The sequence below is a fragment of the Geodermatophilus siccatus genome (assembly GCF_900103785.1).
GTDB classification, from domain to species: domain Bacteria; phylum Actinomycetota; class Actinomycetes; order Mycobacteriales; family Geodermatophilaceae; genus Geodermatophilus; species Geodermatophilus siccatus.
Genome location: NZ_FNHE01000004.1, coordinates 318,621 through 338,806, shown reverse-complemented (window position 1 = coordinate 338,806; position 20,186 = coordinate 318,621). Strand labels below are relative to the sequence as shown.

17 protein-coding genes are annotated in these 20,186 nt (G+C 75.5%); 9 read left to right on the top strand and 8 right to left on the bottom strand.

All coding sequences use genetic code 11. The annotated features are described in order from the left end of the window. Nucleotides 1-50: 50 nt before the first annotated feature. Nucleotides 51-1,238 carry an SPFH domain-containing protein gene (locus tag BLS21_RS10160; RefSeq protein WP_091217260.1) on the bottom strand — a complete coding sequence of 396 codons (1,188 nt, stop codon included), beginning with the start codon at nt 1,236-1,238 and terminating at the stop codon, nt 51-53. A 93-nt stretch (nt 1,239-1,331) separates the two neighbouring features. Continuing rightward, on the bottom strand, nt 1,332-1,775 hold the full coding sequence (locus BLS21_RS10155) for an NfeD family protein (RefSeq protein WP_091217258.1): 444 nt from the start codon (nt 1,773-1,775) through the stop codon (nt 1,332-1,334). 86 nt (nt 1,776-1,861) lie between these two features. On the opposite strand from BLS21_RS10155, the gene BLS21_RS10150 reads away from it, so the two are divergent. Continuing rightward, the gene (locus BLS21_RS10150) at nt 1,862-2,599 is read left to right on the top strand and encodes a hypothetical protein (RefSeq protein ID WP_091217255.1); all 738 of its coding nucleotides are present in this window, start codon (nt 1,862-1,864) and stop codon (nt 2,597-2,599) included. A gap of 76 nt (nt 2,600-2,675) precedes the next feature. Here the strand turns inward: BLS21_RS10150 and BLS21_RS10145 are convergent, their stop codons facing one another. The 3 genes from BLS21_RS10145 to fabG are packed head-to-tail and all read right to left on the bottom strand — an operon-like array spanning nt 2,676 to nt 5,377. Continuing rightward, a complete protein-coding gene (locus BLS21_RS10145; protein WP_091217252.1) occupies nt 2,676-3,839 on the bottom strand; it encodes a ferrochelatase in 1,164 nt (387 codons plus the stop codon). A gap of 45 nt (nt 3,840-3,884) precedes the next feature. Next, nucleotides 3,885-4,673, bottom strand: coding sequence for an enoyl-ACP reductase FabI (gene fabI / locus BLS21_RS10140; RefSeq protein ID WP_091217249.1), 789 nt, complete (start codon nt 4,671-4,673; stop codon nt 3,885-3,887). Beyond that, entirely contained in the window at nt 4,673-5,377 is a 705-nt protein-coding gene (gene fabG / locus BLS21_RS10135) for a 3-oxoacyl-[acyl-carrier-protein] reductase (protein WP_091217637.1), read from the bottom strand. Before fabG ends, fabI begins: the two co-directional genes overlap by 1 nt. Nucleotides 5,378-5,580: 203 nt before the next feature. Between fabG and BLS21_RS10130 the strand changes: the two genes are divergently transcribed. The 6 genes from BLS21_RS10130 to BLS21_RS10105 are packed head-to-tail and all read left to right on the top strand — an operon-like array spanning nt 5,581 to nt 12,412. Next, complete coding sequence (locus BLS21_RS10130; protein WP_091217245.1) at nt 5,581-6,606, top strand: 3-oxoacyl-ACP synthase III; 1,026 nt, start codon at nt 5,581-5,583, stop codon at nt 6,604-6,606. Beyond that, entirely contained in the window at nt 6,603-9,173 is a 2,571-nt protein-coding gene (locus BLS21_RS10125) for an alpha/beta fold hydrolase (RefSeq protein WP_281241927.1), read from the top strand. The genes BLS21_RS10130 and BLS21_RS10125 overlap by 4 nt, the downstream gene beginning before the upstream one ends. Next, nucleotides 9,170-10,159: an NAD-dependent epimerase/dehydratase family protein gene (locus BLS21_RS10120; protein WP_091217242.1), complete on the top strand. Its 990-nt coding sequence runs from the start codon at nt 9,170-9,172 to the stop codon at nt 10,157-10,159. The genes BLS21_RS10125 and BLS21_RS10120 overlap by 4 nt, the downstream gene beginning before the upstream one ends. 37 nt (nt 10,160-10,196) lie before the next feature. Beyond that, nucleotides 10,197-10,847 carry a maleylpyruvate isomerase family mycothiol-dependent enzyme gene (locus tag BLS21_RS10115; protein WP_091217239.1) on the top strand — a complete coding sequence of 217 codons (651 nt, stop codon included), beginning with the start codon at nt 10,197-10,199 and terminating at the stop codon, nt 10,845-10,847. A 54-nt stretch (nt 10,848-10,901) separates the two neighbouring features. Continuing rightward, nucleotides 10,902-11,666 (top strand): dimethylargininase, encoded by a 765-nt coding sequence (gene ddaH, locus BLS21_RS10110; RefSeq protein WP_091217237.1) that lies wholly within the window; start codon nt 10,902-10,904, stop codon nt 11,664-11,666. Nucleotides 11,667-11,713: 47 nt separating this feature from the next. Continuing rightward, entirely contained in the window at nt 11,714-12,412 is a 699-nt protein-coding gene (locus BLS21_RS10105) for a nucleoside/nucleotide kinase family protein (protein ID WP_091217234.1), read from the top strand. A 16-nt stretch (nt 12,413-12,428) separates the two neighbouring features. Here BLS21_RS10105 and BLS21_RS10100 read toward each other — a convergent pair whose 3' ends face one another. Together BLS21_RS10100 and BLS21_RS10095 are read right to left on the bottom strand one after the other, a co-directional pair. Next, nucleotides 12,429-13,700 carry a 3-deoxy-7-phosphoheptulonate synthase gene (locus BLS21_RS10100; protein WP_245700246.1) on the bottom strand — a complete coding sequence of 424 codons (1,272 nt, stop codon included), beginning with the start codon at nt 13,698-13,700 and terminating at the stop codon, nt 12,429-12,431. Between the two features lie 104 nt (nt 13,701-13,804). Beyond that, entirely contained in the window at nt 13,805-14,629 is an 825-nt protein-coding gene (locus BLS21_RS10095) for an alpha/beta fold hydrolase (RefSeq protein WP_091217232.1), read from the bottom strand. 564 nt (nt 14,630-15,193) lie between these two features. Here BLS21_RS10095 and BLS21_RS10085 point away from each other — a divergent pair. Both BLS21_RS10085 and BLS21_RS10080 read left to right on the top strand, forming a co-directional pair. Continuing rightward, complete coding sequence (locus BLS21_RS10085; RefSeq protein ID WP_217636074.1) at nt 15,194-18,352, top strand: amidohydrolase family protein; 3,159 nt, start codon at nt 15,194-15,196, stop codon at nt 18,350-18,352. 64 nt (nt 18,353-18,416) lie between these two features. Further along, nucleotides 18,417-19,388 carry a quinone oxidoreductase family protein gene (locus BLS21_RS10080; protein ID WP_091217230.1) on the top strand — a complete coding sequence of 324 codons (972 nt, stop codon included), beginning with the start codon at nt 18,417-18,419 and terminating at the stop codon, nt 19,386-19,388. 69 nt (nt 19,389-19,457) lie between these two features. On the opposite strand, the gene BLS21_RS25115 is transcribed toward BLS21_RS10080, so the two are convergent. Beyond that, nucleotides 19,458-20,045 (bottom strand): RNA polymerase sigma factor, encoded by a 588-nt coding sequence (locus BLS21_RS25115; protein WP_175479524.1) that lies wholly within the window; start codon nt 20,043-20,045, stop codon nt 19,458-19,460. Between the last annotated feature and the right edge of the window lie 141 nt (nt 20,046-20,186).

Sequence of the window (20,186 nt, the reverse complement as noted above, 5' to 3'; positions counted from 1 at the left end):
TGTCCGCGCGGGTCGTCCGCGACGACCCCATGATCAACTCGAGATGGCGGTCACGGACGGGGCTGCACCTCTCCGCCGGTGGTCTCCTCCTCGGCGGCGCGGGCCAGTGACGTCGTGTCGGGGATCGTCGGTGCCGGCACGGCGGGCGCGGTGTCGGCGATGCTCGTCAGCTCGATCTTCGCCTCGGGCTGGTCGGCGGCGCGGGGCAGTGCCGACTCGAACCAGCCGGACGTGTCCAGCTCGGCGGCCGGCCGGCCGGCGCCGTTCGCCGACCCGTCGACGTCCATCCAGGACCGCCCGTCGCCGTCCGCCCCGCCCAGCTTGGCCAGGCCCTCCAGGGCCTTGCTGAACTCGCTCGGGACGATCCACATCTTGTTCGCGTCGCCCTGGGCGATCTGCGGCAGCGTCTGCAGGTACTGGTAGGCCAGCAGCCCCTGGTCGGGCTTGCCGTCGTGAATGGCCTGGAAGACGGTCTCGATCGACTTGGCCTGGCCCTGCGCCTGCAGGAACAGGGCCGCACGCTCACCCTCGGCCCGCAGGATCCGGCTCTGCCGCTCGGCCTCCGCCTCGAGGATCGCCGCCTGCTTCTTGCCCTCCGCGGAGAGGATCGCCGAGGCCTTCTGCCCCTCGGCGGTGGTGATCGCCGACTGCCGGGCCCCCTCGGCCTGCAGGATGATCGCCCGCTTGTCGCGGTCGGCCCGCATCTGCTTCTCCATCGAGTCGCGGATGGACGGCGGCGGGTCGATCGCCTTGATCTCGACCCGGGCGACGCGCAGACCCCAGGGGCCGGTCGTGCCGTCGAGCACCTCGCGCAGCTGGCTGTTGATGCCGTCGCGGCCGGTCAGCGCGCCCTCGAGGTTCAGCCCGCCGACCACGTTGCGCAGCGTCGTCGTGGTCAGCTGCTCCATGCCGGTGATGTAGTTGGCGATGCCGTAGACGGCCAGCCGTGGGTCGGTCACCTGGAAGTAGACGACGGTGTCGATGCCGACCTGCAGGTTGTCCGAGGTGATCACCGGCTGCGGCGGGAAGGAGACCACCTGCTCGCGCAGGTCGATCGTGGCCCGTACGCGGTCGATGAAGGGCACCAACAACGACAGGCCCGGCGACAGCGTCCGGCTGTAGCGGCCGAGCCGCTCGACGACCTTGGCCTGCGCCTGCGGCACGATCGTCACGCTCTTGGCGACGACGACCACCACCAGCAGGGCGATCACGATCAGGGCGATCAGTGCGGGTGTCACGGGAACGCTCCCTCCTCCGGGTCCGCTGCCGATCCTGCCCGGCTTCGGTGACGATGCGGTCACGGCGCGACGCGCGATCACCCGCGCGAGGCGCTACTCCAGTTCGAGGGCGTCCCCGACGACGGCGGTGGCGCCGTCCACCTGGAGGATCCGCACGGTCGCGCCGACCGGGAAGTGCTCGCTGCCGTACTGGCTGCGGGCGGTCCACTCGTCGGCGCCGAGGCGGATGCGCCCCCCGTGCCCGTCGACGGCACGGGTCACCTTCGCCGTGCGGCCGACGAGCGCGGCGACGCCGTCCGGTTGCTCGGGGGTGCCCTCGGTGAGGTGGCGCCTGGCCAGTGGCCGCACCACCGCCAGCAGCAGCGCCGAGACCACGACGAAGGCGACCAGCTGCAGGACGACGGGACCGCCGAGCAGCGCGACCCCGACGCCGCCGAGCGCCCCGCCGGCCAGCATGAGCAGGAACAGGTCGCCGCTGGCCAGCTCACCGGCGGTGAACAGGCCCGACGCGATCAGCCACAGCACCCAGGCGTCCACGTCCGCACTCTCCCAGATCCGGACCGCGCTGTGATCGATCGCGACCGGATCGTCATCTCGGCCGGGGCCCGGCATAACCTCGCCGGGTGCACGACTTCCCCGCGGGCCGGTTCGCGGTGTGGGCGACCGCCTGGCTCAGCGGCCGCGCCCCCTACGACGACGCACTCGACGCCCTGGTCGGCGACACCGCGCACCAGGTCCGCGGCCTGTCCGACACCGACGCGGCGGTCCCCCTCGGCTGGGCCCTGAGCGCACTGCGCGGCGTCGGCGAGCGCCGCGTCCGGCTGGTGCTGCCGGTGCCCGGCGACGTCCGGGGGCTGCCCCGCGTCCCGGGTCTGGCCCAGCTGGCCGTGGAGGCCGGGCAGGCCGCCGTCGGCGAGCGGGTGGCACTGGTGCCCGAGCCCCTGGGCCCCGAGGTGGTGCAGTGGACGGCGTTCGACCTGACCGGCGCCCCTCCGGTGCCGCCGCCGGTCGAGGGGTCGCTGCGCGCGGTGTCCGGCGCGCTCGACCTCGCCGTCGGCGACGCGGCCCGCACCCTGGCCGCGCTGGACCTGGCGCGGTGGCACCCCGAGGTGCCGGCGCTGCTGGCCGGGCTGGCGAAGGCCGCGCACGTGCCGGGGATGCCGCCGGGCACCGACCCGGTCGCGATGGCGCTGCTGGCGCGCGCCCAGCGGCTGGCGAAGGTGCTCGACCTGGCGCTCACCGACGCCCCCGGCGGCGCGGTCACCCACCGCCAGGCCGCGGCCCGGGACGACGCGCTGCGCCCGCTGGGCGACGCCGTGCGGGAGGCGGTCACCGCCGCCTACAACGCCGTCCCGCGGTAGCCGAGGACCGCCGCGCAGCCGGTCCGGCCGAGTGGGGCCCGGAGGGCTCCGCGCGGGCGGGACGCAGCGGCTCAGCTCAGGCCGGGGACGGCTCCTGGCCGCGGCGGAGGCCGGTAGGCCGACGGACGAAACAGCAGGCGGCCGGGCAGTTGGTGCCCAGCCGCGGCGGGGTCCCGGACCGGCGCTCCTCGACCAGCTCGCGCACCATCGCCACGAAGGCCGGGTGGGTGCCGGCCGTCCCCGCCCGGACGAAGGCCATGCCGAGCTCCTCGGCGGTCTCCCTCGCCTCGTTGTCGAGGTCCCAGACGACCTCGACGTGGTCGCTGACGAAGCCGATCGGGAAGAGGACGACGGCCTTCTCCCCCGCCGCGGCCAGCGCCCGCAGGTGGTCGTTGACGTCGGGCTCGAGCCACGGCACCGACGGCGGGCCGCTGCGCGACTGCCACACCAGGTCGACGTCGCGGCCGGGCACGACCGCGTCGACCACGAGCCGCGCCGAGCGCAGCAGCTCGGCCTGGTAGGCGCCGCCGTCCGGCCCGGCCACCGCGGCCATGGTGTCGGGGATGCTGTGCGCCGTCGCGACCAGCCGCGCGGTGTCCCGGAGGTCCTCCGGCAGCGAGGCCAGCGCGGCCGCCAGCGCCTCGGCGTTGGCCTGCACGAAGCCGGGGTGGTCGCCGTAGTGCGGCAGCTTCTCGGCGGTCGGCCCGCCGCCGGGCGCCGCGCCCGTGAACACGGAGCGGGCCCGGGCGACGTCCTCGTGGTACTGCCGGCAGCCCGACCATGAGGCGAACCCCGACGTCGGGAAGACGTAGACGTGCTCGATGCCGTCGTCGGCCATCTGCTGCCAGACGTGCTCGACGTAGGGCGACCAGTTGCGGTTGCCCCAGTAGACCGGCAGGTCCACGCCGGCGTCGGCGAACTCCCGCTCGACCGCCGCGGTCAGCGCCCGGTTCTGCGCGTTGATCGGGCTGACCCCGCCGAAGTGCATGTAGTGCTCGGCGACGTCGAGCAGGCGCTCGCGCGGGATGCCGCGGCCGCGGGTGACGTTCTCGAGGAACGGCATGACGTCGTCGGGCCCCTCCGGGCCACCGAAGCCGAGCACGAGCAGCGCCTCCCGCCGTCCGGACGGCGCGGGGTCGGCGGACGGCGGCGTCCCGCCGTTGTTGCGGACGGCGAGCGACGGGTCCTCGTCGGGACGCTGGCCGGCGGGCGTGATGTCGACGTCGGTCTGGAGCGGCACGCCTCCTCTTCTACCCCAGGCCGCGGGCGGATGCGGCGAGACCTCTCACACGCCGACGGCGTGGAAGCCCCCGTCGACGTGCACGATCTCGCCGGTGGTGGCCGGGAACCAGTCCGACAGCAGCGCGACGACGGCCTTGCCGGCCGGCTCGGTGTCGGTCACCGACCAGCCGAGCGGGGCGCGCGCCTCCCACGCCTCCTCGAACTGGGCGCTGCCCGGGATGGACTTCATCGCCATGCTGCGCAGCGGGCCGGCGGCGACGAGGTTGACCCGCACGCCCTCGGGGCCCAGCTCCCGGGCCAGGTAGCGGGAGGTGGACTCCAGCGCCGCCTTGGCCGCGCCCATCCAGCCGTAGACCGGCCAGGCGACGGTGGCGTCGAAGGTCAGGCCGACGACCGACGCCTGCTCCCCGAACAGCGGCCGGCAGGCCTGGGTCAGCGAGGCCATCGACCAGCTCGACACCTGGAACGCCGTCGCCGCGTGCTCCCAGGCGACCTCCGGGAAGCCCTCCCCCATCGCCTCCTGCGGCGCGAAGCCGATGGAGTGGACGACGCCGTCGAGGGTGTCGCCGACCTGCTCGCGCAGCCGGTCGGCCAGCGTGGCCAGGTGCTCGGTGTTCGTCACGTCGAGCTCGACGACCGCCGCCTCCTGGGGCAGCCGCTTGGCGATCCGCTGGCACAGCGACAGCGCCCGGCCGAAGTTGGACAGGACGACGGTGGCGCCCTGCTCCTGCGCGATGCGCGCGGTGGCGTAGGCGATCGAGGCCTCGGTGAGGACCCCGGTCACCAGGACGGTCTTGCCCGCCAGGATCCCTCCACCAGCGATGCCGCTCATCAGTGCCCCATTCCCAGTCCGCCGTCGACCGGGACGACCGCCCCGGTGATGTAGCCGGCCGCGTCGCTCGCCAGGAAGCGCACCACGCCGGCGATCTCCTCCGCCGAGGCGTACCGCCCCAGCGGCACCTGCCCGAGGATCTCCCGCTGCCGCTCCTCCGGCAGCGCGGCGGTCATGTCCGTCTGCACGAAGCCGGGGGCCACCACGTTCGCGGTGATGCCGCGGCTGCCCAGCTCGCGGGCGATCGAGCGCGCGAGCCCGACGAGCCCGGCCTTGGACGCCGCGTAGTTGGTCTGGCCCGCCGAGCCCAGCAGCCCGACCACCGAGGAGACGAAGACCATGCGGCCGCGACGCGCGCGCACCATCCTGGCCGCGGCCCGCTTGGACACCCGGTAGGCGGCGGTGAGGTTGGCGTCGAGGACGTCGGTGAAGTCCTCCTCCTTCATCCGCATGAGCAGGCCGTCCCGGGTGATGCCGGCGTTGCTCACCAGGACCTCGACCGGCCCCTGGTGCTCCTCGACCTCGGTGAAGGCCCGGTCGACCGCCCCGGTGTCGGTGACGTCGCACTGCACCCCGAACAGCCCCTCGGGGGTGCCGCTGCCACGGTGGGTCACCGCCACCCGGTCGCCCTGCTCGGCGAACTCGCGGGCGATCGCCAGCCCGATGCCGCGGTTCCCGCCGGTCACGAGCACCGATCTCGCCACGTGCCACACCCCCTGCGCCGGTCGCTGACGTCCGGGTCCCGAACCTAGTCGGTGGGTGCAGGTCACACCCGGTGACGGGCTGCCCGGGCGTGACGCGCGGGGGCCCGGGCTGGTGGAGTAGTGGGGCACGGCTCGGGTAGAGCGCGACGGACGAGGGCGGCACGTGATGGGGAGCCGGCCCGGCGGAGGACTGGATCCCACAGATGAGCAGCAACAGCACACGCAGGTTCACGAACACGGCGGTCCTGGCCGTCCAGACCGAGGACGCCACCCGGGTGGTCGGCTCCGACGACCTCGACGACGCGCTCGAGGGGACCTACCAGCGGGTGGGCCTGCGGCGCGGCCTGCTCGAGCGCCTCGCCGGCATCCGGGAGCGCCGCTGGTGGGCCGACGGCGTCACCTTCGTCGACGGGGCCGCCATGGCCGGCGCCAAGGCGATCAGCGAGAGCGGCGTCGACCCGGCCTCCATCGGCCTGATGGTCAACACGTCGGTGAGCCGCCGGTACCTCGAGCCCTCGACGGCGGTCGCGGTGCACCACGCGCTGGGCCTGCCGCGCTCGTGCCAGAACTTCGACGTGACGAACGCCTGCCTCGGCTTCGTCAACGGCATGGAGCTGGCCGCCGCTATGATCGACTCCGGCATGGTCGACCACGTCCTGGTGGTCAACGGCGAGGACTCCCGGCCGGTCCAGGAGCGCACCGTCGAGCGGCTGAACCGCCCGGACGCCACGTCCAAGGACGTGCTGGCGCAGTTCGCGACCCTGACCCTGGGCTCGGGTGCGGTCGCCATGGTCCTCGGGCGCGCCGACCAGCACCCGGAGGGGCACCGCCTGGTCGGCTCCGCGAGCCGGGCCGGCAGCGAGCACCACGAGCTCTGCACGGGCGACAACGACGAGATGCGGACCGACCTCAAGGGCCTGCTCGAGGCCGGGCTCGGCCTGTCCGAGGAGCTCTGGGCGGACGCCGCCGGTGAGTTCGACTGGGCCCGCGGCATGAGCCGGTACATCGTCCACCAGGTCTCCAAGGTGCACACCAAGGCCATGTGCGACCGGTTCTCGATCGACCCCGCCCTGGTGCCGACGACGTTCCCGACCCGGGGCAACCTCGGCCCGGCCTCGGTCCCCTTCACGCTGGCCGGCCAGCAGGACTCCCTCGTCGGCGGCGACCGGGTGCTGCTCATGGGGATCGGCTCGGGCCTCAACGCCTCCTGCCTCGAGATCGCCTGGTGAGGGCGGCCGACGCGACGCCCGCCCGGCCGGCGCTCCCGGGGCTGGACCCGGCCTGGTCCCGGCTCCTGACCGTCGCCGACGCCGACGGCGGGGAGCACTGCTGGCACGTCCTCGACAACGGCGTCCGGGAGCCGGTCGGCACGCTGTTGTGCGTCCACGGCAACCCCACCTGGTCCTACCTGTGGCGCCGGCTGCTGGCCGCCGCCCCGCCCGGCTGGCGGGTGGTCGCCCCCGACCAGCTCGGCATGGGGTGGTCCGACCGGCTGGCCGGGCCGCGGCTCCTGCGGCAGCGGGTGGCCGACCTCGGCGACCTCACCGCGGCCCTGGGCGTCACCGGCCCGGTGGTCACGGTCGGCCACGACTGGGGCGGGGTCATCTCCCTGGGCTGGGCACTGGAGCACCGCGACCAGCTGCGGGGCGTCGTCCTGGCCAACACGGCCGTCGCCATGCCCGAGGGCGACCTCGGGCCGGCCCTGATCCGGCTGGCGCACGTGCCCGGCGTGCGCGCGGCGGTCACCGTGGGCACCCCGGTGTTCGTCCGGGCGACGACGGCGCTGTCCCGGCCGGCGCTGCCCGCCGGCGTCCGGCGCGCCTTCGCCGAGCCCTACCGCTCGCCGGCGCGGCGCCGGTCGGTCGGTGACTTCGTCGCCGACATCCCGTTCTCCCCCGGCCACCCGTCCCGCCCGGTGCAGGAGGCGATCGCCGAGGGCATCCGCGGCCTCGACGTCCCGGCGCTGCTGCTGTGGGGCCCCCGCGACCCGGTGTTCGGCGAGCGGTACCTGACCGACCTGCGCGGCCGCCTGCCGCAGGCCCGGCTGCACCGCTACGAGGGCGCCTCCCACCTGCTGCCCGAGGACGCGCCGCAGTACGCGGAGGCCGTGGCGCAGTGGGTGGCCGACCTCGACACCGGGGACCGCACGCCCGCGCGGCCGGCTCCCGCGACGACCGGTCGCCGGCTGTGGTCGGCCCTGGACGAGCGGGCGGACGACGACTCCCCCGCGGTCGTCGAGGTCGGCGGCGCGACGGTGAGCTGGTCGCAGCTGTCCCGGCGGGTGGCGCACCTCGCCGCCGGGCTGGCGGCGACCGGCGTCCGGCCGGGCTCCCGCGTCGCGCTGCTGGTGGAGCCCTCGGCCGACCTCACCGCGACCGTCTACGCCGTGTGGCGGGCCGGGGGCGTCGTCGTCGTCGCGGACAAGGGCCTCGGGCTGGCCGGGATGCGCCGCGCGCTGCGCAGCGCCGCGGTCGACTCCGTCGTCGGCAGCCGGGCCGGTCTGGCCGCGGCGCGCCTCATGGGCCTGCCCGGGTCCCGGATCGCCGCCGGTCCGGGAGGCCGGACGGCGCTGCGCGGCCTGGGCGCCCGCTCCACGCTCGCCGACCTGGAGGCCCTCGGCCGGTCGGCCCCGGTGCCCGCCGAACCGCCGCTGGACGCCGACTGCGCCGTGCTGTTCACCTCCGGGGCCACCGGACCGGCCAAGGGCGTCGTCTACACGCACCGCCAGGCGGCCGCCCAGCTCGAGCTCGTGCGCTCCACCTACGGCCTCACCGCCGACGACCGGTTGGTGGCGGCGTTCGCGCCGTTCGCGATCCTCGGGCCGGCGCTGGGCATCGGGTCGGCGGTGCCGGACGTCGACGTGACCGCGCCCGGCTCGCTGACCGCGGCGGCGCTGGCCGACGCCGCGGCCGCCGTCGACGCGACCGTGGTGTTCGCCTCCCCGGCGGCGCTGCGGCGCGTGGTCGCCACGGCGGCCGGCCTCTCGGCGCAGCAGCGCACGGCCCTGGCCCGCGTCCGGCTGCTCATGTCCGCCGGCGCGCCCGTCCCGGCGTCCCTGCTGCGGTCGCTGCAGGCGGTGCTGCCCGCGGCGGACCCGCACACGCCCTACGGGATGACCGAGGTGCTGCCGGTCACCGACGTCTCGCTCGCCGAGATCGAGGCCGCCGGCGCCGGCGACGGGGTGTGCGTGGGCCGGCCCCTGCCGGGCGTCGACGTGCGGGTCAGCCCGCTGTCACCCGACGGCCGGGCCGACGGCGGGCTGACCGACCGCCCGGGCGTCCCCGGCGAGGTCTGCGTGCGGGCCGCGCACGTCAAGGACCGCTACGACGCCCTGTGGGCGCTGGAGCGGTCGACGTCCCGGGACCCCGGCTGGCACCGCACCGGCGACGTCGGGCACCTGGACGCCGACGGGCGGCTCTGGGTCGAGGGGCGTCTCCAGCACGTGGTCACGACGGCCGCCGGGCCGGTGACGCCCGTCGGGGTCGAGCAGCGGGTGGAGGCGGTCGACGGCGTGTCGGCCGCCGCGGCCGTCGGCGTGGGACCCGCCGGGGCGCAGGTCGTCGTGGTGGTCGTCGTGCCGTCCGGACGCCGGACCCGGCTCGGCGGCCGACCGGCCCTGGCCGGGGCGGACCTCGCCGACGCCGTCCGCGCGGCCGCTGGCGTCGACGTCGCCGCGGTCCTGGTCGCCTCCCGGCTGCCGGTGGACGTCCGGCACCAGTCCAAGGTGGACCGGGGCGAGGTCGCCCGCCGGGCCGCGCGGGTGCTGGCCGGCGCACGGGCCGCCCGCCGACCGTGAGGGTGCTGGTCACCGGGGCGAGCGGGATGCTCGGCCGGGCCACGGCCACCGGGCTGCTCGGGCGCGGGGACGAGGTGACGGTGCTGCAGCGCCGTCCCTCCGGCCTGCCCTGCGCGGAGGTGCTGGGGGACGTCGCCGACCCGGGCGTCGTCGGGCGGGCCGCGCGGGGGCAGGACGCCGTGCTGCACCTGGCCGCGAAGGTCGACGTCACCGGTCCGTGGGCCGAGTACGCGCACGCGAACATCGTCGGCACCCGGGCCGTCCTCGACGCCTGCCGGGCCGCGGGCGTCGGCCGGCTGGTGCACGTGTCGTCCCCGTCGGTGGCGCACGCCGGGACGGCGCTCGCCGGGGTCGGTGCCGGCCCCGCCGACCCCGCACGTGCCCGCGGCCGCTACTCCCGCTCCAAGGCCGTGGCCGAGCTCGACGCGCTGGCCGCGGACTCCCCCGCGCTGGCCGTGCTGGCCGTCCGCCCGCACCTGGTGTGGGGCCCCGGCGACACCCAGCTCGTCGGCCGCATCGTCGAGCGGGCGCGCGCCGGGCGGCTGCCGGTGATCGGGTCGGGCGCGGCGCTCATCGACACGACCTACGTCGACAACGCCGCAGCGGCCCTGGTCGCCGCCGTGGACGCGTGCGGACCGGTGCACGGGGAGGCGCTGGTCGTCTCGAACGGGGAGCCCCGCCCGGTCGCCGAGGTGCTCGGCCGGCTGTGCCGGGCGGCCGGGGTCCCGGGGCCGCGCGGCCGGGTGCCGTTCGGTGCGGCCTGGGCGGCCGGCGCTGCCGCGGAGGCGGTCTGGGCGGTCACGCGCCGGCGGTCGGTCCCCCCGCTGACCCGCTTCCTGGCCGAGCAGCTCGCGACCGCCCACTGGTTCGACCAGCGGCGCACGCGGGCTGCGCTGGGCTGGCGGCCCGGGGTCAGCCTGGACGAGGGGTTCGCCCGCCTGCGCACCTGGTACGTCGGGGACGACGGCCACCCCGCCGCCTCCTGACCGACGAGTTCGCGGGGTGGTCGGAGTCGGAACACCCATGAGCACCCCGCCTCCCCTGTCCCGCGCCGCCGTCGACGCGGCGGTGGCCGCCGAGCGGCACCGCGTCGCCGACCTCGTCACCGACCTCCCCGACGAGGGGTGGACGACGCCGTCGCTGTGTGCCGCCTGGACGGTGCGCGACGTCGTCGCCCACCTCACGGTCACGACGAGGATCACCGTGCCCCGCCTGCTGCGCGCGGCGGTGCGGGCGCGCGGCAGCTTCGACCGGGTGGCGGTCGACCTGGCGGCGCAGCGGTCCGCGGCGTACGGACCCGAGGAGCTGGTCGCGCAGCTGCGCGAGAGCGCGGGCTCCACGCGGAGGTTCCCCGGCAGCACCCCGAGGGACCCGCTCATGGACCTCGTCGTGCACGGTCAGGACATCGCCCGGCCCCTGGGCCGGCGCCACGTGTCGCCTCCCGACGTGGTGGCCGACTGCCTGGCCTACGTCGCCACCAACCGGTTCATGGGCGGGCCGCGGCGGCTGGCCGGGGTGCGACTGGTCTCGACCGACACCGGGTGGACCCTCGGCGACGGGGCCGAGCTGCGCGGGACAGACGTCGACCTGCTGCTGGTCGCGGCGGGGCGACGCGCCGGCCTGGAGGCGCTGGAGGGTCCCGGTGCCGCGGTCGTGGGTGCCCGCCTGGCCTGAGAGCCGCTGCCCCGGCGCGGGTCGGCCGCGCAGTCCCCTGCCACGATCCCCCGCATGCGGAAGCGCGCGCTGGTCCGTCGTCCCGGCCCCCGGTTGGCCGACGGGCTGGTCACCCACATCCCTCGCACGCCCGTCGACGGCGAGCTGGCGCTGCGCCAGTGGCAGGGCTACGTCGACGCGCTGCGGGCCGAGGGCTGGGAGACGATCGAGGTGCCGCCCGCCGACGACTGCCCCGACGCGGTGTTCGTGGAGGACACGGTCGTCGTCCACGGCGACCTCGCCGTCGTGTCCCGGCCGGGCGCGGACGAGCGCAGGCCCGAGACCGCGGGGACCGAGCGGACGCTGGCGGCCCTCGGCTACCGGATCGCCCGGATCGAGGCGCCCGGGACGCTCGACGGCGGCGACGTCCTGAAGCACGACGGCACCGTGTGGGTCGGGCTGGGCGGGCGCACGAACGAGGCCGGTCTGGCGCAGCTCGCCGCGCTGCTCGCTCCCCTGGGCGCGGAGGTGGTGGGCGTCCCGGTCACCCGGGTCCTGCACCTCAAGTCCGGCGTCACCGCGCTGCCGGACGGCACGGTGGTCGGGTTCGAGCCGCTGGTCGACGACCCCGCCGGCTGGCCCGGGTTCCTCGCCGTCCCCGAGGAGGAGGGGTCGCACGTCGTCCTGCTCGACGGCACGACGGTGCTGATGTCCTCGAGCGCGCCGGCCACCCGGGCGCTGCTCGAGGGGCGCGGCCTGCGCGTCGTCGCGGTGGACGTGACCGAGTTCGAGAAGCTCGAGGGCTGCGTGACCTGCCTGTCCGTGCGCCTGCGAGGCTGACCGCGGGCCCGCTGCGACCACGGGTGCCGGGAGAGGGGACCTCGCCAGTGCAGGAGCCAGTCGCGACGTCCGGCGCGGGCGCGCCGCCCGTCGTCCGCGAGACGGTGCAGCAGTTGGTCGACCGGGCCACGGCCCTGGCGTCCGGAGGGCGGCGGCTGCTCGGCATCACCGGCGCGCCGGGGGCGGGCAAGTCGACCGTCTGCGCGGCACTGGTCGAGGCACTCGGCGAGCGGGTCGCGCTGGTGGGGATGGACGGCTTCCACTACGCCAACCAGGAGCTGCTGCGGCTGGGGCGCCGGGACCGCAAGGGCGCTCCCGACACCTTCGACGTCGACGGCTACGTCGCCCTGCTCCGGCGGCTGCGGACGCCGTCCGACCGCACGGTCTACGGCCCCGTGTTCGACCGCGACCTGGAGGAGGCCATCGGCAGCGCCGTCCCGGTGCCCCCGGACACGCCGCTGGTCCTCACCGAGGGCAACTACCTGCTCGTGCAGGACCACGGGTGGGACGAGGTCCGGCCGTGCCTGGACCAGGTCTGGTACCTCGACGTGCCCCCCGAGGTGCGCACAGGCCGGCTCCTCCGTCGCCGCCTGTCCCACGGCCACGAGCGCCGGTCCTCCGAGGACTGGGTGCAGACCGTCGACCTGCCCAACGGCGAGGTCGTCGAGGCATCGAGGGAACGGGCGGACCTCGTCGTGCTCCTCGACGCCCCGGAGCTCCCGGCCGGGGAGGGACAGCAGGGCTGAGCTCGGCGGCGCTCCGTCAGCGGTCCCCGGACCGCCGTGACCGCACCGCCCCGGCCAGCTCGGCCAGCATGACCTCCGTCGTCCCGGGGTCGACGCAGGCGTCGGTGACGCTCAGGCCGTACTCCAGCCGCTCGGGGTGCCGGCGGTCGAGGTCCTGCCGCCCGGCGACGAGGTTGCTCTCCACCATCACGCCGCGGATCGCCCGCTCACCGCCGGCGACCTGCCCGGCCAGGTCCCGCACGACGTGGATCTGGCGCCGGTGGTCCTTCTGGCTGTTGCCGTGGGAGGCGTCGACGACGACCACCTCCGGCAACCCGCGCTGCGCCAGCTTCCGCTTCGTCTCGGCGATGTGCGCGGCGGAGTGGTTGGGGCCGTCCTTGTTCCCGCGCAGGATCACGTGGGCGGTGTCGTTGCCGGTCGTCGACAGCTGGGCGCTCACGCCGTGGTGGTCGACGCCGAGGAACTCGTGCGGGGCCCGCGCGGTCAGCACGGCCGAGACGGCGGCGTCGATGCTGCCCTCCGGGGAGTTCTTGAAGCCGACGACGGACGAGAAGCCCGACACCCGCTCCCGGGCGGTCTGGTCGGTGACGTTGCGCGCGCCGACGCCGTTGTAGGTGACCAGTCCGTTGACGTACTGCGGCGTGAGCGCGTTCAGCGGCTCGGCCGCCACCGGCACGCCCAGGGCCGTGATGCGGCACATGAGCAGCCGGGTCGCGACCAGCCCGACGCTGATCCGGCTGGACCCGTCGAGGAACGGGTCGTAGGCGAACCCCTTCCAGTCGACCTCGGTCCGCGGCTTCTCGGTGTAGGTCCGCATCAGGATCTCGAGGTCGTCGCCGTGCCGCTCCCGCATGCGGACGAGGAAGGCGGCGTACTCCAGCGCGGCCTCCGGGTCGTGGATCGAGCAGGGGCCGGCGATGACGGCCAGGCGGTCGTCGCGGCCGGCGACGATCTCGGTCACGGCGCGACGCCCGGCCCGCGTCGTGGCGGCGGACCCGGCCGGCAGCGGGACGACGGTGGCGACCGCGGCCGGGGTCACCACGACGCTCAGACCGGTGATCCTGGTGTTCACCAGGCCGGAGGGGTCGACGCCGTCCGCCGGCGAGACGCCCAGTCGCTGCTGGACCCCGGGCAGCAGCTCGGTCAGCGCGGCGTCGATCTGCCCGTTCACCCGCGTCTGGACGTCGAGCAGCAGATCGGCGATCCGCGTCGCCTCGTCCAGGATCTGGTCAGCCGGAATGAGGCCCTCCTCCGTCGTTCCCGGTCGCCGGCACCCTGATCGGGCCATGACACGCTCAGGGCCGACGGGTCCAGCATCCCTCGGCACGGGACCGGGGCGGGACCCGGTCCCCGACGGCCGGACGACGGGCAGTGTGACGGCGCCGGGACCGGTCAGGACCGGATGAACTCCAGCAGGTCGGCGTTGATCGTCTCGGCCTGCGTCGTCGGCATACCGTGCGGGAAGCCCGCGTAGGTCTTCAGGGTCCCGTTCTGCAGCAGCTCCGCTGACAGCGGTGCCGAGTCGGCGTACGGGACGATCTGGTCGTCGTCGCCGTGCATGACCAGCACCGGCACCGTGATCTTCCGCAGGTCCTCGGTGAAGTCGGTCTGCGAGAAGGCCACGATCCCGTCGTAGTGCGCCTTCGCGCCGCCCATCATCCCCTGCCGCCACCAGTTCTGGATGATGGCCTCGGACGGCTCGACCCCGGGCCGGTTGAACCCGTAGAACGGCCCGGCCGGCAGCGCGCGGTAGAACTCCGAGCGGTTGGCGGCCAGCTGGGCCTGCAGGTCGTCGAACACGCTCTTGGGCAGGCCGCCCGGGTTGTCCTCGGTCTGCACCATGAGCGGGGGCACCGCGCTGAGGATGGCCGCCTTCGCCACGCGGTCCTCGCCGTGGCGAGCGATGTGGTGGACGACCTCCCCACCACCGGTGGAGTGTCCGACGTGCACGGCGTCCCGCAGGTCCAGGTGCTCGGTCAGGGCGGCCAGGTCGTCGGCGTAGTGGTCCATGTCGTGCCCGTGCCCGGTCTGGCTCGAGCGGCCGTGTCCGCGCCGGTCGTGCGCGATGACCCGGTAGCCCTGCCGCAGGAAGAACAGCAGCTGCGTGTCCCAGTCGTCGGCCGACAGCGGCCAGCCGTGGCTGAACACGATGGGCTGGCCCGTGCCCCAGTCCTTGTAGAAGATCTCGGTGCCGTCAGCGGTCGTGATGCTGCTCATTCCTGTCTCCCGGGCTCGGCACTGGATGGGATGGGGGACCAGGCAGGCCGTCGTCCGCCGCACCGCCACGGGGCGGTCCCCGGCACGAGGATCGCGGCCGGCCGTCGCGTACCGAGGGGTTTCGTCGCCGGGGGTCCGGGCGCTTCGAGTGCCCACCCGGATGCGTCACGGGGTGGTCGCGTTCCGCTGGCGGACGAGGCGCTGAGCACCGTCGCTGTTCGCGGGGTCCAGCCGCCCGGACCCCGTCAGGCAGATCTGCCAGGCCGGCTGTGCGGATCACCCGCTTCGGCGGCCCCGAGGTCCTCGACGTCGTCGACCTCCCCGATCCCGTCCCCGGCGACGGCCGGCTCCACGAGGTTCCAGCGGCTGGCGTGGCATGCGCCGACACTCATCACCGGCCCGCTCGTCGAGCCGACCGCAGGCTCCGCCGGTGGCACGGCAGCTGGCTGCGACCGCACATCGTGACGGGCCCTCGACGCGCCGCTGTGGGCAGCGGGAGGATGCCCGGTGACCCATCGTCCCCACCCGGGGACACGAGGGGGTGGGCGGCCGCAGGAGGCCCTCGTGCCGGACCGGTTCCAGCGCCCGAGCGACGACGTACCGGGCTCCTCCGCCGGGATCACCCGGCGGCGCGTGCTGCAGGCCGGCGGACTGCTCGCCGCGGCCGCCGCACTGCCGATCCCGTGGGCTCCGCCCGCGCGAGCGGTGGACGACCTCCCCACGACGCTGCGGCAGGGCACCAACGTCATGGTCGCCGCATCGCCCGGCGGACGGGAGCTCGCCCTCGACCTGGTGGTGTCGATCTGGGTGCTGCCCATGGGCGGCGGCCCGGCCCGACGGCTCACCGACGACCTGCAGGACGCCACCCGGCCCGCCTGGTCGCCGGACGGGCGGACGATCGCGTTCCAGTCCTACCGCGACGGCAACTTCCACCTGTGGACGATCCGTGCCGACGGCAGCGGGCTCACGCAGCACACCTCCGGCCCGTACGACCACCGGGAGCCGCGGTGGCTGCCCGACGGCTCGGGGCTGCTGCTCTCCTCCGATCGCGCCGGTGCCGGCACGTACGACATCCACCTGCTCGACCTCGCGACCGGACAGGTCCGCGGCGTCACCGGCGGTCCGGGTGAGGACGCGGAGCCGACGGTGTCGCCCGACGGCGCCCGGGTCGCCTTCACCGTCGACGCGAACCGCATCGACGAGGTGGTCCTCGCCGGCGGGGCCCGCCGCACGCTCGTGCCGACCGTCGAGGGCAGCTCCGTCCACGGCCCGTCGTACTCGCCCGGATCGGGCCGGCTCGCGCACGTGCGCCTGACCGGCGCACGCAGCGACCTCGTGGTCGACGGCAAGCAGGTCACCCAGGGACGCGACGTCTTCGCCCTCCCGCCGTCGTGGTCGTCCGACGACGAGCTCGTCTACACCGCCGACGGGCGCATCTGGCGGCAGCTGGTCGACGGGTCCCCCGGCGAGGTCCCGTTCACCGCGGTCGTGCCCGTGCGGACGCGTCGCCCGGAGCCCCGGCGCCCCGACCTCGGCTCCACGGGCACGCGGCAGGCGCTCGGCATCGCCGGCCCGGTCGCGTCGCGCGACGGTCGCCGGATCGCCTTCCGGGCCCTGAACGCGCTGTGGACCGCCGACGTGGCCGGGAGCGGCCGACCGCGCCGACGGGTCGCCGACGGGTACTTCTCCTCCGACCCCGACTTCGCCCCGGACGGCCGGAGCCTGGTCTACGCCAGCGACCGGGCCGGGGAGGCCGACCTGTGGCTGCACGACCTCGGCACCGGCACCGACCGCCGGATCACCGCCCTGCCCGGCGCGCAGACGGCGCCGCGCTTCTCCCCCGACGGCCGGCAGGTCGCCTACCAGGACCAGAACGGCGTCGGCAGCATCCTCGACCTGGACACCCTGCAGGCGCGACCGGTCACGCCGGCCCTGTTCCAGCCCGGCCGGATGAGCTGGTCCCCCGACGGGCGCACGCTGGTCCTGGCCGCGGTCAAGCCGTTCTCCGGGCGCTTCCGGGAGGGCACCAGCCAACTGCTGTTCGTCGACGTCGCCTCCGGCGCCCTCGAGTACGTCGAGCCGATGCCGTTCCGCTCGCTGTCGACGCGCGGCGACGACGGGCCGGTCTTCTCCCCCGACGGGCGGCACCTGGCCTTCGTCGTCGAGAGCCTGCTGCACGTCGTGCCGGTCGGCCCGACCGGCCGCCCCGCCGGCACGCCGCGCGCCGTCACCAGCGAGATCACCGACTCCCCGGTCTGGCTCGACGAGCGCACCCTGCTCTACCTCAGCGGCGGCCGGCTGCGGCGGACGACCATCGCCGGGAACCCGGCGACCACGGTGCCGCTGGACCTCACCTACACCCGGGCGAGCGTGCGCGAGCCGCGCACCGTCCACGCCGGCCGGCTCTGGGACGGCGTCGCGCGACAGCTGCGCCCGGACGTGGACGTCGTGCTCGACGGGTCGCGCATCGCCGCGGTGCGCCCGCACGACCCCGCCCGCCGTCCCGACGTCGACGCCTCCGGGCTCACGGTGATGCCGGGGCTCATCGACGCCCACGTCCACTGGCACCTGCGCGGGCGGGCCTGGGGAGCCCGGCAGGGCCTGGTCTGGCTCAGCTACGGCATCACCACCACCCGCTCGCCCGGCGACCCCGCGTACCAGATGCAGGAGACCCGCGAGGCGCTCACCGCGGGCACCCTGGTCGGCCCGCGCCTGTTCGCGACAGGGGAGGCGATCGACGGCTCGCGCGTCTACTACAACTTCATGCGGCCCACGCTCTCGGCCGAGCAGCTGGACCTGGAGATGCACCGCGCCCGCCGGCTGCGCTACGACCTGGTCAAGACCTACGTGCGGCTGCCGGTGCGGCTGCAGAGACGCGCCGTGCGGCTGGCCCACGACCTCGGGCTCCGGCTGACGTCGCACTACCTCTACCCGGCCGCCACGATCGGCATGGACGGCATGGAGCACACCGGCGCCACCAACCGCCTGGGCTACTCGCACACGGTCAGCCGCCTCGGCCGGGCGTACGACGACGTGGTCGCCCTGTTCACCACGTCGGGGATGTCGATCACCCCGACGCTGTTCACCTCCACGGTCGTGCACGTCGACGACCCGGCACTCGTGGAGGACCGGCGCACCCGCACCCTGTACCCGGCGTGGGAGTACCAGCTGCTGCTGGACCGGGTGGCGCAGGCCGCAGGCCCGGCCGGGGCGACCACCCGCGCGCTGCTGGCCGGCAACGTCGACATGCTCCTGCGCATCCACCGCGGCGGCGGGTTCGTCATCGCCGGCACCGACGCCCCGCTGGACAACGTGGCCATCTCGCTGCACGCCAACCTGCGCGCCATGGTCGGCGGCGGCTTCACCCCGTACGAGGCGCTGGTCACGGCGACCCGCAACCCGGCCCGGTGGCTGGGCGCGGAGGACCGGCTCGGCGTCGTGCGGCCCGGCGCGCAGGCCGACCTGTCCTTCGTCCGGGGCGATCCGCTCGCCGACATCCGCGCGGCCGCGGACGTGGCGCAGGTGATGGTCGGCGGGCGGCTGCACACCGTCGACGGGTTGCTCGCGCCGTTCGACGAGCGCGCCCGGTCATCCGCCGTCCCCGCGCTCGTCCGGGCACCCGCGGGAGCGTCCCCCGGCTGGCGGCTCGGCGACCACCCTCACGACCGGACGCACTGGTGGCACGAGCCGGAGTGGCTGCACCGGGCGTGCTGCGAGGGGTGATCGCGGCCCCGTCCGTCCGGGCTCCCTCGTCGTTGCCCGTGGGTGGAGCCCTAGCCTCGGCTGCATGCGAGCCGTGCAGATCACCCGCTTCGGCGGCCCCGAGGTCCTCGACGTCGTCGACCTGCCCGACCCCACGCCGGGCGAGGGTCAGCAGCTGTTCGACGTCTCCACCGCCGGCGTCAACTACGCCGACACCCACCAGATCGAGAACAGCTACCTCGCCGCCCAGCAGCTGCCGCTGGTGCCGGGCGCGGAGTTCGTGGGGACGCCGGCCGGCGGCGGCCCGCGGGTGGTCGGGCTGCTCGACGGCGGCGGCTACGCCGAGAAGGTCGCCGCACACCCGCGGCTGACCTGGCAGGTGCCCGACGGCGTGACCGACGAGCAGGCGCTGGCCGTCGTCCTGCAGGGCAGCACGGCCTACCACCTGCTGCGCACCAGCGCCCACCTGGCCGCCGGCGAGACCGTCGTCGTCATCGCCGGCGCCGGCGGCGTCGGGTCGCTGGCCGTGCAGCTGGCCCGCCGCTGGGGCGCCGGCCGGGTGATCGCCACCGCGTCCAGCCCGGAGAAGCGGGCGCTCACCGAGGAGCTCGGCGCTGACGCCTCCGTGGACCCGGCCCTCGCCGACGACGACCCCAGGGCCTTCACCGCCGCGCTGCGCGAGGCCAACGGCGGCCGCCCGGTCGACGTCGTCCTGGAGATGACCGGCGGCAACGTCTTCGCCGGCTCGCTGTCCGCGCTGGCCCCGTTCGGCCGGGTGGTCACCTACGGGATGGCCGCCCGCCAGGAGACCGCCGCCGTCCCGCCGGGGGTGCTGCTGCAGAAGAGCCGCGCGGTCGTCGGCTTCTGGCTGGCCCACTGCATGGCCCGGCCCGCGATGCTCGACGACGCCATGACCGAGCTGCTGCCCCTGGTGGCCGACGGCGCGCTGCGCCCGGTGGTCGGCGGCCGCTACCCGCTGTCGGCCGTCCGCGAGGCGCACCAGGACCTGCTCGCCCGCCGCACCACCGGCAAGCTCGTCCTCGACCCCTCCCGCTGAGCGCGGTGGGTCCGTGCGGGTGACCCGCACGGACCCACCCCGGTCAGGGCGGGGTGCGGGCGTGGACGATCACAGGTCGGCCGGCCCCAGGCCCCGCTCGGTGATCTCCCGCCGGAGCCGGGACAGTCCCCGCGCCCGCGTCGGGCCGATGCTCCCGACCGGCATGGCACACCTCGCCGCGACGTCGTCGTAGGAGTCCAGCTCCTCCCGGAACAGTGCGACGAGGAGCTGCTGCTGCCGGGGTGAGAGGCGCTCCACCGAACCCCACAGCTCGCGCGCCACCTCGCGGTCCACGACGCTCCGCTCGAGGTCGACCGTGGCGTCGGGCGTCTCGTCGACCACCGGTCCCGGGGCTTCTCTCGAGGCCGCGCGCAGGACGGACAGCGCCTCACGCCGCGCGGTGACCGCGAGCCACCCCGCGAGCCGCTCCGGGTCGCGGATGGTGTGCAGGTGCTGCACCAGGCGCAGCCAGGTCGTCTGCGCGACGTCGTGGACGTCCGCCGCCTGCAGGCGGAACGACCGGGCCACGGAGCGGACGAGACCGTCGTACTCCTCGACCAGTCGTCCCCACGCTTCCTGGTCGCCTCGGGCCGCCAGCTCCAGCAGCTCCGGGGTGCTGCTGCCGGTCGCGGTACCGGGGTGGGTCCGTGGTGCCATGGCGACATCGATCCGTTCCGTGTGGTCAGGCGCTCCCCCGAGGGGACGGGGAGCCACCACAGAGGGTGGCGAGGGGGTCTGGAGGAGCGCTGAAGCGCCGCTGAAACGGCTTGAACGGGCGGCTGCAGCCAGGAACGCTGG